The sequence below is a fragment of the Streptomyces sp. P3 genome, assembly GCF_003032475.1.
GTDB lineage: Bacteria > Actinomycetota > Actinomycetes > Streptomycetales > Streptomycetaceae > Streptomyces.
The window spans coordinates 1891808-1905042 of the sequence record NZ_CP028369.1 but is presented as its reverse complement, the minus strand read 5'-3'; the positions used below and the strand labels follow the sequence as shown (position 1 = coordinate 1905042).

At 71.3% G+C, this 13235-nt stretch carries 12 protein-coding genes; 4 read left to right on the top strand and 8 right to left on the bottom strand.

Annotated features, from left to right (window positions below; translation table 11 throughout):
• The first annotated feature begins 122 nt into the window (after positions 1-122).
• The gene (locus C6376_RS08480; protein ID WP_254075878.1) at positions 123-1304 is read left to right on the top strand and encodes a LuxR family transcriptional regulator; all 1182 of its coding nucleotides are present in this window, start codon (positions 123-125) and stop codon (positions 1302-1304) included.
• Between the two features lie 286 nt (positions 1305-1590).
• On the opposite strand, the gene C6376_RS08475 is transcribed toward C6376_RS08480, so the two are convergent.
• The 3 genes from C6376_RS08475 to C6376_RS43745 form a co-directional block, all read right to left on the bottom strand.
• Positions 1591-2643, bottom strand: a complete 1053-nt coding sequence (locus C6376_RS08475; RefSeq protein ID WP_107442854.1) for a helix-turn-helix transcriptional regulator — start codon at positions 2641-2643, stop codon at positions 1591-1593.
• A gap of 71 nt (positions 2644-2714) precedes the next feature.
• Positions 2715-3563, bottom strand: a complete 849-nt coding sequence (locus C6376_RS08470; RefSeq protein WP_057577941.1) for a hypothetical protein — start codon at positions 3561-3563, stop codon at positions 2715-2717.
• Between the two features lie 243 nt (positions 3564-3806).
• A complete protein-coding gene (locus C6376_RS43745; protein ID WP_159083182.1) occupies positions 3807-4151 on the bottom strand; it encodes a hypothetical protein in 345 nt (114 codons plus the stop codon).
• Between the two features lie 30 nt (positions 4152-4181).
• Between C6376_RS43745 and C6376_RS08460 the strand changes: the two genes are divergently transcribed.
• A complete protein-coding gene (locus C6376_RS08460) occupies positions 4182-4517 on the top strand; it encodes a hypothetical protein (RefSeq protein ID WP_057577939.1) in 336 nt (111 codons plus the stop codon).
• Between the two features lie 279 nt (positions 4518-4796).
• Here C6376_RS08460 and C6376_RS08455 read toward each other — a convergent pair whose 3' ends face one another.
• Positions 4797-5210: a pyridoxamine 5'-phosphate oxidase family protein gene (locus C6376_RS08455; RefSeq protein ID WP_107442852.1), complete on the bottom strand. Its 414-nt coding sequence runs from the start codon at positions 5208-5210 to the stop codon at positions 4797-4799.
• A gap of 150 nt (positions 5211-5360) precedes the next feature.
• Here C6376_RS08455 and clpB point away from each other — a divergent pair, with 150 nt between their 5' ends.
• Complete coding sequence (gene clpB, locus C6376_RS08450; protein ID WP_107442851.1) at positions 5361-7964, top strand: ATP-dependent chaperone ClpB; 2604 nt, start codon at positions 5361-5363, stop codon at positions 7962-7964.
• A 37-nt stretch (positions 7965-8001) separates the two neighbouring features.
• Here the strand turns inward: clpB and C6376_RS08445 are convergent, their stop codons facing one another.
• Positions 8002-8532, bottom strand: coding sequence for a hypothetical protein (locus tag C6376_RS08445; RefSeq protein WP_254075877.1), 531 nt, complete (start codon positions 8530-8532; stop codon positions 8002-8004).
• Between the two features lie 142 nt (positions 8533-8674).
• On the opposite strand from C6376_RS08445, the gene C6376_RS08440 reads away from it, so the two are divergent.
• On the top strand, positions 8675-9229 hold the full coding sequence (locus tag C6376_RS08440; RefSeq protein ID WP_107442850.1) for a YbjN domain-containing protein: 555 nt from the start codon (positions 8675-8677) through the stop codon (positions 9227-9229).
• 209 nt (positions 9230-9438) lie between these two features.
• On the opposite strand, the gene C6376_RS08435 is transcribed toward C6376_RS08440, so the two are convergent.
• From C6376_RS08435 to C6376_RS08425, 3 genes are all read right to left on the bottom strand, one after another.
• Positions 9439-10272 carry an alpha/beta fold hydrolase gene (locus tag C6376_RS08435; protein ID WP_107442849.1) on the bottom strand — a complete coding sequence of 278 codons (834 nt, stop codon included), beginning with the start codon at positions 10270-10272 and terminating at the stop codon, positions 9439-9441.
• Between the two features lie 159 nt (positions 10273-10431).
• Positions 10432-11262 (bottom strand): alpha/beta fold hydrolase, encoded by an 831-nt coding sequence (locus C6376_RS08430; protein ID WP_107442848.1) that lies wholly within the window; start codon positions 11260-11262, stop codon positions 10432-10434.
• A 476-nt stretch (positions 11263-11738) separates the two neighbouring features.
• On the bottom strand, positions 11739-12887 hold the full coding sequence (locus tag C6376_RS08425) for a serine hydrolase (RefSeq protein WP_107442847.1): 1149 nt from the start codon (positions 12885-12887) through the stop codon (positions 11739-11741).
• Between the last annotated feature and the right edge of the window lie 348 nt (positions 12888-13235).

The following is a 13235-nucleotide window of genomic DNA, read 5'->3' as shown; positions in this document are numbered from 1 at the left end:
GAGAAAATCGCACAGACGGGTGGTTTTTCCAGCCTCGGGCCGGAGGAGCCGTGTTGCGGACCCGGTCCGGGCCGCGCATAGTTGCGCTCCGGAAGCGGCGTACGGCGGGGGTGGGATGCGCGATGGCCAGGCACGGGGCGCAGGAACATCCACACGGTGCCGACCGACTGTGCGAGGCCGGGGATCGCGTGTATTCCCGGGCCGTACGGCGCGGCCGGGTGGCGCGCACCGACTCCGAGGCGGTTCCCTGCCTCCTGGAGCTGGCCCTCCTGCATCCCGACCCCGACGACATGGACTGGCTGGTGCCGACCTCCCCGCAGGAGGTCATGACCCGTCTGCTGCGCGGAGTCTACGACGAGGTGAGCGCCAGTCAACGGCGGATGGGCTCGGCGGTCGCCGCCTTCGAGTGGTACGCCGGACTGGGCGGTCCCGCGCGCGGCGCGAACGCCGGCGAGGGCGCGGCGATCCGCGTGCTGGACGGCGCCTCGCGCATCCAGGCCGCCCTCGACGCGGCGACCGAGGCGTGCACGACCGAGGTGCTCACCGTGCAGCCCGGCGGCATCCGGCGTGAGCACGAGCTGTCGGAGGGCCTGCACCGCGCGCTGGAGCTGCGTGGCCGCGGCGTGCGCATGCGGGACCTCTACAACCACGTCGCCCGGCACGGCCAGGGCCTGCTCAACTACCTGGAGCTGATGGGCGACACGGTCGAGGCACGCACCCTGGACGAGGTCATCGACCGGCTGATCCTCTTCGACCGGACGGTCGCCTTCGTCCCCGCCAACACCGACCGCACCATGGCCCTGGAGCTGCGCCACCCGGCGCTGATCTCCTACCTGGTGACGGTCTTCGAGCGGCTCTGGCGGCTGGCCGTCCCGCTGACCGCTCCGCTCCCCGACACCCGCATCGAGGGCATCTCGCACCGCGAGCAGTCCATCGCCGCGCTGTTGGCGGAGGGCCACCAGGACGCGGTGATCGCCGAGCGGCTGGGCATCAGCGTCCGCACCTGCCGGGCCCACATCGCCCGTCTCTCGGAGACGCTGGGCGCGGCGAGCCGGACCCAACTGGGCGTGCGTATCGCCCAGGTGGGCCTCGACCGTCCCTCGGGAGAGGGCGAGGAGGCGCCGCGGGCGAGCGGGGCGGACACGGCGCCGCGGAGTGCGAGCGCGCCGCACGGGACGGTGGACACGGCTCCACCGGCCGCTCCACCGGGGACGGCTGCGCCGGGCGGTCCGGCGGGGAGGGACGCCTCCCTCGGCGTCCCCGCGCCGGAATCCGGCCCTTCCGCGGCCCCGGCCCCGTCCTAGCCCCCTGCCGCCACCGGCTCCACCGGGGCGCGGAGCCGTCCGGCACGGGGCCCACCGGCCGGTCCTGGCCCCCTGCCGTCACCGGATCCACCGGGCCTCTGGCCCGGCGAAGCCTCCTGGTACCACCGGCCCGTCGCGGACTCCCTCGTCGGCCGCTGCTCCGGCGGGCCGACGGCCCTCTCGCGGGCCTGCGCGTCGGCCGTGGCGCCGCCGGGCCTGTGGCCCTCTCGGGGGGCCTGCGTGACGGCCGCCTCCCGGCGGGACTGCGGTCCCCTCGCGGGCAGCCTCACGGGCTAGGGCGTGGCTCCGGTTCCGCCGCCGGCTCGGGCGGCTGTGCCCGGCTCCGGCGCTGGTCCCGGTCGAGGATCCCCGACTGCCCGATGAGGTAGCCGAGTTGGGCGCGGCTCTCGCTGCCGAGGGTGGCGGCGAGCTTGGCGATGTGGACGCGCGCGGTGCGGATGTTCATGCCGAGGCGGTCGGCGATGACGGCGTCGGTGAGGCCCTCGACCAGAAGGGCCGCGATGGCCTGCTGCCGGGGTGTCACGCCGCCCCGGGACAGCCGGTGGACCGCCTGCGGGTACATCGGGAGGGCCAGCCGCCAGAGCCGGTCGAAGGTGGTGGTGAAGTAGGTGAGGAGGGCGGGGTGGCGGACTTCCAGGGCCAGCCGGCCGTCCTCGCCGGCGGGGATGAAGGCGACCGCGCCGTCGATGACGATGAGCCGGTCGGTGACCTCGTCGAGGGTGCGGGCCTCCGCGTCCCCCCGGAGCTGCTCGTAGCGGGCCAGCACCAGCGGCTGGTGGCGCTGGGTGTGCTGGTAGAGGGTGCGGATGCGGCAGCCCCGGTCGAGCAGGGCCTGGTCGCGGTCCATCGCGACGGGCTGGGCCCGCTCGCCGCGCGGGCCGCTGTAGTGGACGTGCGGCTGGATGCAGAGCACTTCGCTCGTCGCCTCGGCCATCGCCTCGGTGATGGCCTCGTTGATCCGCTCGGTGCCGCTGAGGATGCGCAGCGAGGCGGGTTCGGAGGACGCGGCGTTCTGTCCCTCCTTGCGCATCAGAGGGGCGAAGAGCGTCGACAGCCGTTCCTCACGGCGTCGTTCCTCGGCGATCCGGGCCCCCGAGGCGCGCAGCAGCCGGTGCAGGGCGACCGCCGGGGCCACGGGCTCGAGTTGGGCCAGGTCGTCCACGGCGGGGTGGAGCAGGCCGTGGGAGAGCAGGCACGGGGCCGCGGTCTCGGCCTCCTCGGCCTTGACGCGTCCGCAGCGCAGGGCCTGCTCGTAGAGCCGCGTGCCGGCGGCGCACAGGTCCTCCACGCCGTGGTCGTGGTGCGGCGGCGCGCTCACTGCGGTGCTCCCTGTGGGCCGTACCGGTGCTCCGGTGTCGTCATGCATGACCTTTGTTCTGCGGACGGACGTCAGGGCTGCTGCTTGAGGATTCCCGACTGGGCGATGAGGAAGCCGAGTTGGGCGCGGCTGCCACTGCCCAGAGCGGTGGCGAGCTTGGCGATGTGTGCCCGGCAGGTGCGTACGTTCATGCCCAGCCGACGGGCGATCGCCTCGTCGACGTGCCCCTCCACGAGGAGCTTGGCGATGGAGTGCTGGATGTCCGTGATGCCGTCGGGCGCGGTCTCGTAGGGGGCGCCGGTGGCCAGCGGGACCGCGCGGCCCCACATGAACTCGAACACCTTGATCAGGTAGCGGACGAGCCCGGGGTGCCGGAGCTCCAGGGCGACCTGGCCGTCGTCCCGGGTCGGGATGAAGGCCACGGTCTCGTCGCAGATGATCAGCCGCTCCACGAGTTCGTCGATGGTGCGGTACTCCACCTTGCCGTCGGTGAACTGCGAGACGTACGCCAGCGTCTCGGGGCTGTAGCGGGCCGTGTGCTGGTAGAGCGTCCGGATGCGGCAGCCGCGTTCGATCAGCGGGCGGTCGCGTTCCAGCCCCTGCACGAGGGTGTGCTCGAGGCGGCGCCGGCTCGGCTGGACGGTGAGCATCTCGGTCTGGCACTGGGAGGTGGCCAGGTCGAGCGCCGCGTTGATCCGGTCGACGCCCTCCAGCACCGTGATGGAATGCGTGGTCGGCGTCGGCTGGGCGCTGAGGGTCATGAACGGCTCGAAAGCGTCGGCGAGTTCCACCGAGAGCCGTCTGCGCTGGGTGATCTCGCGCTCGATCGGGTTGAGCAGCTGGGACAGGGCGATCGACGGGGGCACCGGGCGCAGCCAGTTCGCGTCGTCGGGGTCCGCGTGGAGCAGGGCGAACTCCATCAGACACGGAGCGGGCTCCACGTCCGCACGGGCCACCCGGCCCGTCCGAAGAGCGTTCCCATAGAGACGGCGACCTTCCTCGCACAGCTCAGTGGTCGCATGAGGATGTGTCGGCTTTGCCTCATTTTTCGTCAAATCTCCACCCCCCAGGGTCCTGAACGTGCAGGAACATGATGCATCGATTGTGTGGCCATGACGTGCCCGAATGGGCCATCGTCGTAGTCGACGGGGGAGAGGTGACCTTCAAATGAGGACGAAGCCGACTATGCATAAGAGAATGCTTCGCTCGGCGCTCGCCGCCGCCTTCTCCGCAGCCTTGGCCTTCGGAGCTCTGAGCGGCCTTGCGGGGACGACGGGCGACACGGCGGGCGACAGTACCTGGAGCCCGGCTGCCGGCACCGTCGTGACGGCCGGTGACAGCACCTGGGGCGCTCCGGCGGACAGCACGTGGGTCGCGCCCGCCGACAGCACCTGGACCGCTCCGGCGGACAGTACCTGGACCGCTCCGGCGGACAGCACGTGGTCCGCTCCTGCCGACAGCACCTGGGTCGTCACGGCGTCGGCGCTGGGTGACAGTACGTGGATCACGCCTCGCGACAGCACGTGGGTCGCCGAGTCATGACCACACCACCCGACGACCGCTCCTTCCGCCGCGAGATGGCCACCGCCTACCGCTCCGGCTGGCACTTCATCGACCTGGTCACCGCCATCCCCCACAGTGGTGACTCGTTGATGGTGACGGTGTTCGGCGAGCCGGTGGTGGTGACCCGCGACGAGGACGAGGACGTACGGGCCTACCGGTGCCTGCGCAAGCCCCGGGGTGCGCCGCAGCCCGTGCGGTGCGCCATCCGGTACGGAATGATCTTTGTGAACCTGGACCAGCGTGACCACAGGCTGGTGGAGCCCGAGGCTCTGCCCCTGAAGACCATCTCAGCCACCCCCCGCAGTGCCTGACGCGATTCCCCCGTCGTAACAGATCGCTCAGGTGCTTCCCCCCCGCAGCGGCGTCACCGTGACCTGAACACGGTGACGCCGCTGCAGTTTCCGGGGATATTTCCGGTATGGGCCCGCTTGAGCCTTGGCCGGAAATCGACGGGACGAGTTTCGGTCACCCGGTCACTCCAGCCTCATCCGCCCGGCCGCCACCCGGCCACCCGGCCGTCCGGGTCGGCCGCGTCCCGTCGTCCGGATCGGCGGCGGTCCGTCGTCCGGGCGTCGTCCGCTCCGTCCGGGTCAGCCGCGCCCCATCGCCCGGGTCAGTTCGATCTCGATGACCACCCGCGAGGGGTTCGGCCTGGGCTCGCGTCCGTAGCGCTGCGCGTACCGGCGCTCCGCCTCCGCGACCCGCTCCCGGTCCGTGCGGACGAAGGCCAGACCCTCCAGCGTGGCCCAGCGCCGGCCCTCCATCTGGCACACCGCGACCCGCGCCCCGGCCGGCTCCGCCGCCAGGACGTTGCGCACCTTCCTGCTCGCCCCGTCGGCGATCACCCGGGCGAGGCGGTGCTCGGGGTCGTAGGTGACGCCCACCGGCACCACGTGCGGAGTGCCGTCCGGCCGCGACGTGGTCAGCGTGCACAGGTGTCGTTCGCGCCAGAAGGCGAGGTACGGCGCGTCGGGTGCGGCGGGGTCCTGGGGGGGTGCGGCCATGCTCCGGAACCTACTGCCTCCCGGTTCCGCGCCGCACACCAGGGGAACACCGGAGGACACGGATAGGCCTTGAGTGGAATAGACTCAACTTTGTGTACGCTGACTGAGTCAGTACCGGGAGAGCGCTGACGCAAGGAGGAGACAGCGAACGTGGACGCCGAGCTGACCAACCGGAGCCGGGACGCGATCAACGCGGCCAGCAGCAGGGCCGTGTCCGAAGGACACGCCGACCTCACCCCCGCCCACCTGCTGCTCGCGCTGCTGCAGGGCCAGGACAACGAGAACATCACCGACCTGCTCGCCGCGGCCGACGCCGACCAGGCCGCCGTACGCGCGGGCGCCGAGAAGGTGCTCGGCTCGCTGCCCAGCGTGGCCGGGTCCACCGTCGCGCCCCCGCAACCCAACCGCGACATGCTGGCCGTCGTCGCCGACGCGCAGAGCCGCGCCCGCGACCTGGGGGACGACTACCTGTCCACCGAGCACCTGCTCCTCGGCATCGCCGCCAAGGGCGGCCCGGCCGCCGAGGTGCTCACCCGGCAGGGCGCCACCGCGAACAAGCTGCAGGAGGCCTTTCGCAAGGCCCGCGGCGGTCGCCGGGTGACCAGCGCCGACCCCGAGGGCCAGTACAAGGCCCTGGAGAAGTTCGGCACGGACTTCACCGCCGCCGCCCGCGAGGGCAAGCTCGACCCGGTCATCGGCCGGGACACCGAGATCCGCCGTGTCGTGCAGGTGCTGTCCCGCCGCACAAAGAACAACCCCGTCCTCATCGGCGAGCCCGGCGTCGGCAAGACCGCCGTCGTCGAGGGCCTCGCCCAGCGGATCGTCAAGGGAGACGTGCCCGAGTCCCTCAAGGACAAGCGGCTCGTCGCGCTGGACCTCGGCGCCATGGTCGCCGGGGCGAAGTACCGCGGCGAGTTCGAGGAACGGCTCAAGACCGTCCTCGCCGAGATCAAGAACTCCGACGGCCAGATCATCACCTTCATCGACGAGCTGCACACGGTCGTCGGCGCGGGCGCCGGCGGCGACTCCGCGATGGACGCCGGCAACATGCTCAAGCCGATGCTGGCCCGCGGCGAGCTGCGCATGGTCGGCGCCACGACGCTCGACGAGTACCGCGAGCGGATCGAGAAGGACCCGGCACTGGAGCGCCGCTTCCAGCAGGTGCTGGTGGCCGAGCCGACCGTCGAGGACACCATCGCCATCCTGCGCGGACTAAAGGGCCGCTACGAGGCCCACCACAAGGTGCAGATCGCGGACGCGGCACTGGTCGCCGCCGCCACCCTGTCCGACCGGTACATCACCTCCCGCTTCCTCCCCGACAAGGCCATCGACCTCGTCGACGAGGCCGCCTCCCGCCTCCGCATGGAGATCGACTCCTCCCCGGTCGAGATCGACGAGCTCCAGCGCTCCGTCGACCGGCTGAAGATGGAGGAGCTGGCCCTCAGCAAGGAGACCGACGCCGCCTCCCGCGAGCGCCTGGAGAAGCTGCGCCGCGACCTCGCCGACCGCGAGGAGGAACTGCGCGGACTCACCGCCCGCTGGGAGAAGGAGAAGCAGTCCCTCAACCGGGTCGGCGAGCTGAAGGAGAAGCTCGACGACCTGCGCGGCCAGGCCGAGCGCGCCCAGCGCGACGGCGACTTCGACACCGCCAGCAAGCTGCTGTACGGGGAGATCCCGACCCTGGAGCGCGACCTGGAGGCCGCGTCCGAGGCCGAGGAGGAGGCCGCCAAGGACACCATGGTCAAGGAGGAGGTCGGCTCGGACGACATCGCCGACGTCGTCGCCTCCTGGACGGGCATCCCGGCCGGCCGCCTCCTGGAGGGCGAGACGCAGAAACTGCTCCGCATGGAGGACGAGCTCGGCAAGCGGCTCATCGGCCAGTCGGAGGCGGTCCAGGCGGTCTCCGACGCCGTACGGCGTTCCCGCGCCGGCATCGCCGACCCCGACCGCCCCACCGGCTCCTTCCTCTTCCTCGGCCCGACCGGCGTCGGCAAGACCGAACTGGCCAAGGCCCTCGCCGACTTCCTCTTCGACGACGAGCGGGCCATGATCCGCATCGACATGTCGGAGTACGGCGAGAAGCACAGCGTCGCCCGCCTCGTCGGCGCGCCGCCCGGCTACGTCGGCTACGAGGAGGGTGGCCAGCTCACCGAGGCGGTGCGCAGGCGCCCGTACAGCGTGGTCCTGCTGGACGAGGTGGAGAAGGCGCACCCGGAGGTCTTCGACGTCCTGCTCCAGGTCCTCGACGACGGCCGGCTGACCGACGGCCAGGGCCGCACCGTCGACTTCCGCAACACCATCCTGGTGCTGACGTCCAACCTGGGCAGCCAGTACCTCGTCGACCCGGTGTCCACCGAGGCGGAGAAGAAGGAACAGGTCCTGGAGGTGGTGAGGGCCTCCTTCAAGCCGGAGTTCCTCAACCGGCTCGACGACCTGGTCGTCTTCTCGGCCCTGAACAAGACCGAGCTCGGCAGGATCGCCCGCCTGCAGATCGACCGCCTCGCCAAGCGGCTCGCCGAGCGCCGCCTCACCCTGGAGGTCACCGACGCGGCCCTCGCCTGGCTCGCCGACGAGGGCAACGACCCGGCGTACGGCGCCCGCCCCCTGCGCCGCCTGGTCCAGACGGCCATCGGCGACCGGCTGGCCAAGGAGATCCTGGCGGGCGAGGTCAAGGACGGCGACACCGTCCGCGTCGACACCTTCGGCGAGGCCGAGGGCCTGATCGTCGGCCCCACGACGGCCAAGACGCTGTAACGCCCCGCGGCTGCCCCGGTTCCCGCCACCGCTCAGGTCACGTCGTGAACGCCGAGTACCGCACCCGTGCGGTCTCGGCGTTCTCGTACGTCACGTTCACGTTGACGTAGTACGCGTCCACCCCGGGGCGCCCGGTGACGTCGAGCTGGAAGCAGTAGTCCACGCCGGCCCCGCAGGCCTCGGTACCCGGGCCCCCCGGCCCGGGCGCCTCGGGGTAGGCGTCCGTCAGCCAGGCGCGCACGCTCCCGCGCGGCATGCGGAAGTCGGCCTGGTAGTCGGTGTCCAGCCAGGACTGCACCGTGCACTTCGCATCCCGGACGTCGGCCGGCAGCCCGGCCCCGCCGAAGGCCAGCGCCTCGGCGCAGGGCACGTCCTTCAGACGGGTCCCGTCCGCCTCCGCGTCGTCGGTCAGCACCCAGATGCCGACCAGCACCAGCAGACCGGCCACCAGCAGCACCGGAAGGGCCAGGATCGCCGCCACCAGACCCCACCGGGTCCGGCCCGCCGACCCCGGCCGCCCGCCCGCCCCGGGCCGCTCGCCCGCGTGGTTTCGCCGGTTCTTCGCCACACGATCCCCCTCCGTCCGTCACCGCCCCTTGGGTGCATCAGGCCGGATCATGTCAGCTCAGGGCTGACAGCCCCGGCGGGGCTTGCCACGCCCCTCCCCGCATGGGGGAGGATGGCAGGATCCGTACGAAGGGAAAATCACGGTGAGCATCGACCCGTCCTCGATTCCGAACTTCGGGGGCCAGCCAGAGCCGGAGCCCCAGGGTGGACCGGCGGGCCCCGTCGTCCCGGATCAGGACCTCGTGAAGCAGCTCCTCGACCAGATGGAGCTGAAGTACGTCGTCGACGACGAGGGTGACCTCGCGGCGCCGTGGGAGGAGTTCCGTACGTACTTCATGTTCCGCGGCGAGGGTGACCAGGCGGTCTACTCGGTGCGGACGTTCTTCGACCGGGCCCACAAGATCGAAGACAAGGCGCAGCTGCTCGAGTCGATCGACGACTGGAACCGCCGCACCCTGTGGCCGAAGGTCTACACCCACACCCACGACGACGGCACCGTCCGCCTCATCGGTGAGGCGCAGCTGCTGATCGGCGCCGGGGTCAACATCGAGCTGTTCGTCTCCTCGACGGTGAGCTGGGTGCGCGCGGCCATCGAGTTCGACAAGTGGCTCGTGGAGCAGCTGGGCCTGGAGTCGGCCGTCGACGAGGCCGACGAGAAGCCCGAAGACGGCGCCGAAGGTGCCGAGGGCACCGAGTAGCACCGGCGACCTGCCTGTACGACGACGGGCGTCCGTCCACACCCTGTGGACGGACGCCCGTCGTCGTGGAACGGCGGCCGGGTGCGCACGGTTCACGGTCCCCCCGACGAGCGGCCGCCGGCCTACGCGCGGACCAGCGGTCTCAGCCTCACCTCCCCCGCGTAACGGGGCGCGTGCCCGCATCCGATAGGAAGGCCCTCGGACGTCGGTCACTTGGCCAGGAAGGCCAGGAGGGCCTCGGTGACTTCCCGGGCGTGGGTCCACAGCAGGCCGTGGGGCGCGCCGTCGATGACGACGTAGTCGGCCTGCGGGAGCGCCTGGTGGAAGAGGGCGCCGGTGGCCTCGATGGGCAGGATGCGGTCGGCGGTGCCGTGCAGGATCAGCGCGGGGACGTCGATCTTGGGCAGGTCGGCGCGGAAATCGGTGGACCAGGTCGCCACGCAGGCCAGGGAGGCGTACGCGGAGGCTCCCGCGGCGACGTTCCAGCTGTTGCGGACGGCTTCCTCGCTGATGCGGGTGCCGAGGTTGTCGTCGAGGTTGTAGAAGTTCTCGTAGAACGCGGTGAAGTAGGCGTAGCGATCGGCGGTGACGGCCTCTTCGATGTCTTTGAAGACGGTGCCGTCGACACCGCCGGGGTTGTCGTCGGTCCTGAGGAGGAAGGGTTCGAGGGAGGCGAGGAAGGCCGCCTTGGCTATCCGGCCGGAACCGTAGGTGCCCAGGTAGCGGCCGACCTCGCCGGTTCCCATGGAGAAGCCGACCAGGACGACGTCGTCGAGGTCGAGGGTTTCCAGGACCGTGTTCAGGTCGGCGGCGAAGGTGTCGTAGTCGTAGCCGGTGGTGGGCCGACTGGAGCGGCCGAAACCGCGCCGGTCGTACGTGATCACGCGATAGCCGGCCGACAGCAGAGCGGCGGACTGCTTCTCCCAGGAGTGGCCGTCGAGCGGGTAGCCGTGGATCAGCACGACCGGCTGTCCGGTTCCGTGGTCCTCGTAGTACAACTCGATGCCGGTCGAGTTCTCCTGGCCGACGGTGATGAACGCCATGGTGTTACTGCCTTTCCATGAGAAATGCGGTGGGTGGTGAAGTGCTCGGGTCGCGAGGCGCGGTGGGTGGCGACGTGCCCGGGTGGGTTCGTTGGTGAAGTGCCCGGCCGGTCATGGCTTCGGAGTTCTCCGAGGCCGTGACGGAGGCGGTCCTGTCGCTCAGCGGACCGTGTCGGCCGCGCGCTCCACGATGCGGGCGACGGCGTCGGGGCGGGACACCGGCACCGCGTGCGACGCGGCGATGACCGTGGTGCGGGCCCCGGCACGGGCCGACATGTAACGCTGGGCGGCCACCGGGATGTTGAGGTCCTGCGTGGTCACCAGGGACCAGGAGGGGATCGTCTTCCAGGCGGCCTTCGTCGACTTCTCCTCCAGCGCGGCGGCGGCGATCGGACGCTGTCCTGCCGCCATGAGCCCGGCCTTGCCCGCCGGCACGTCCGCGGCGAACTGGCCGCGGAACTTCTCCGGCTTGATGTACACGTCCGCGCCCTGACCGCCGTCGGGCAGGGTGTAGTCGACGGACTCGACCGCCTGGCCGAGGGTGCTGCCGGGGAACTTGTTCGTCAGCCCGAGCGAGCTCTCGCCCGTGTCGGGCAGGAACGCGGCGATGTAGACCAGCGCCTTCACCTTGCCCTCCAGGCCCGCGGCGGCCTGGCTGATGACGGTACCGCCGTAGGAATGGCCGACCAGGACCACGGGCCCGTCGATGTGGCCGACGACGCTGCGCAGGTAGGCGGCATCGGTCGCCGGACCGCGCAGCGGGTTGGCGGCGGACACCACGGGGTAGCCCGCCCGCTGCAGCCGCGTGACGACACCGTCCCAGCTCGCGGCGTCGGCGAACGCCCCGTGCTCCAGCACGATCGTCGGTCGTTCCGGGCGGAGGGGCGCCGCACCGGCTACGCCGGGCAGGGTGACGGCGGCCACGGACATCCCTACGGCCGCCATGACACCGAGCAGGGCGGATCTGCGGCTGAGAAGGGTGGTGCGCATGCGTGAACGTCCTTTTTTCCTTGGCCGTCGGTCCTGACCGGACCCGGCGAAACGGGACGGTGCGTTCGAGGGACGAAGCACCGAGTTCCTCTGGTCGACAACTGAGTTGGTGTGTTCGGTCCGCGCCGAGTGGCCGGGCGGACCGGAGAGGGGTGGGCGACGCGTCGCAGCGGCGAGAAGGGCGGCTGTCCGGCCACGGCCCCACCTGGGCCCGGGGCACCACCGACCCCGGTCGCCGGGGCGGGATGTCCTGCGTCCTGTCCTACGACGGCAGGACCGGCTCGGTTCACCCCGAGAACGGCGCTGTTCGTTCGCGGGCGTCGCACGACGGTGCGGGGCGGCGATGTACGACCGCCTCCCGATGTGATCGAGAGGCAGCCTCCCGATGTGATCGAGCCGCTGGTCGCGGGCAGGACGCGGTTCTCGGCGTCCTTCAGGGCGGACCGGGCGGTCTTCAGCCCGTGCTCGGTCCGTGCTCAGCTGGTGGAGTCCAGGACTTCGTAGACCTGCCTCATGTAGCCGTGGGTGCGCTCCGAGCCGAGGATGCCGTCGCCCAGCCGGTTCATCGTGTACGAGAACGTGACGCGCCGGTCGAGGTCCATCATGACGATCGATCCGCCCCGGCCGACCCAGAAGCAGATCCTCCCGGTGGGCATGTGCGGCATCGTCCTCGCGTCGGCGAGTGCGAAGCCGATGCCCCAGCGCACGGGAACACCCAGGAACAGGTCGACTCCGTCGGCCTGCACGGCGAGGACCTTGTCCACCGTGTCCGCGGAGAGGAGCCGGCGGCCGTTCACCTGGCCGCGTCGTGAGATCACGGAGAGGGCACGGGCCATACCGCGTGCGTTGCCGTGTCCGTTGACGGCTCCGAGTTCGGCGCGGCGCCACTGGGGGGTGTCGACGTGCTCGTCCCGGGCGGGGCTGCCGAGCAGCGTCCTGGCGAAGATCCCCTCGGGATCCAGGCCGGCGGGCATCCCGGAGAGCTGCGACGGGGCCACCAGTTCGGCGATGCGCGGCCAGTCGGCCTGCCGCGCACCGATCTGGACGTCGGCCTGTGACGGCCCGGCGATCTCGGTGTCCACGAACTCGGTCAGGGTCCGGCCGCTGACCCGCCGGACAAGCTCCCCTATCAGCTGCCCCTGCGTCTGCACGTGGTAGCCCGAGGCACTGCCCGGCTCCCACCAGGGCGCCTGGGCGGCCAGTCGGGCGCTCGCGGTCGGCCAGTCGTACAGGTCGTCCACGGTGAAGGGCTGCTGCCAGCCTGAGAGCCCCGAGGTGTGGGCCAGGACATGCCGCACCTCGATGTCCTGCTTGCCCTGGGCGGCGAATTCGGGCCAGTAGTGCGCGACCGGGCGGTGAAGATCGAGTGCGCCCCGGTCGACGAGGACGAGGGCCGCCAGACTGCTGAGGGTCTTGGTGGTCGACCACAGGCTGACCAACGTGTCCTGGTGCCACGGAACGGTCCGCGCCAGGTCGGTGTGCCCACCCCACAGATCGACTTCCATGACTCCGTCGACGTCGACGGCGATCGACGCCCCCAGCTCCTCGCCGGACTCCAGGTGCGCTGCCAGCGCCGCTCGGACCGGTTCGAACCGTGCGGTGCTCGTTCCTTCGACGGTGACCATGACTTTTCCCCACTCGTGACGACGGCCGTTCGGTCACACAACGGCAGCGACCTCACGCCGGTTCACACCGCTTCGCGGATCGACGGGCCGCCGTCCGGCGCAGGCTGCTCGCGGCTCAGCAGCGCGAGGCAGCCGTCGGCCGCCGCTTCGCTCCACGGCAGGCCGAAATGACGGCAACGGGTGCGCGGCCCCTACCGGCGGAGGCGCCGGCCTCGGTGCGTGCCATGAAGCCGCATGAAGCCGCATAAAGCCGCACGGTGCCGCCTGCGACGCCATCGGGCGAAAGGGCTCCTGCTAATGTCCTGTCCGGTATGCGGGCAGCGGACGACGGGGTCCTCGCCGCTCCGG

Excerpts from the sequence above, each read along its gene's own strand:
- C6376_RS08460 (WP_057577939.1), top strand. The coding sequence starts at position 4,182 with ATGACCACACCACCCGACGACCGCTCCTTCCGCCGCGAGATGGCCACC.
- C6376_RS08480 (WP_254075878.1), top strand. The coding sequence starts at position 123 with ATGGCCAGGCACGGGGCGCAGGAACATCCACACGGTGCCGACCGACTG.
- C6376_RS08425 (WP_107442847.1), bottom strand. The coding sequence starts at position 12,887 with ATGGTCACCGTCGAAGGAACGAGCACCGCACGGTTCGAACCGGTCCGA.
- C6376_RS08435 (WP_107442849.1), bottom strand. The coding sequence starts at position 10,272 with ATGGCGTTCATCACCGTCGGCCAGGAGAACTCGACCGGCATCGAGTTG.
- C6376_RS08470 (WP_057577941.1), bottom strand. The coding sequence starts at position 3,563 with ATGGAGTTCGCCCTGCTCCACGCGGACCCCGACGACGCGAACTGGCTG.
- C6376_RS08430 (WP_107442848.1), bottom strand. The coding sequence starts at position 11,262 with ATGCGCACCACCCTTCTCAGCCGCAGATCCGCCCTGCTCGGTGTCATG.
- C6376_RS08455 (WP_107442852.1), bottom strand. The coding sequence starts at position 5,210 with ATGGCCGCACCCCCCCAGGACCCCGCCGCACCCGACGCGCCGTACCTC.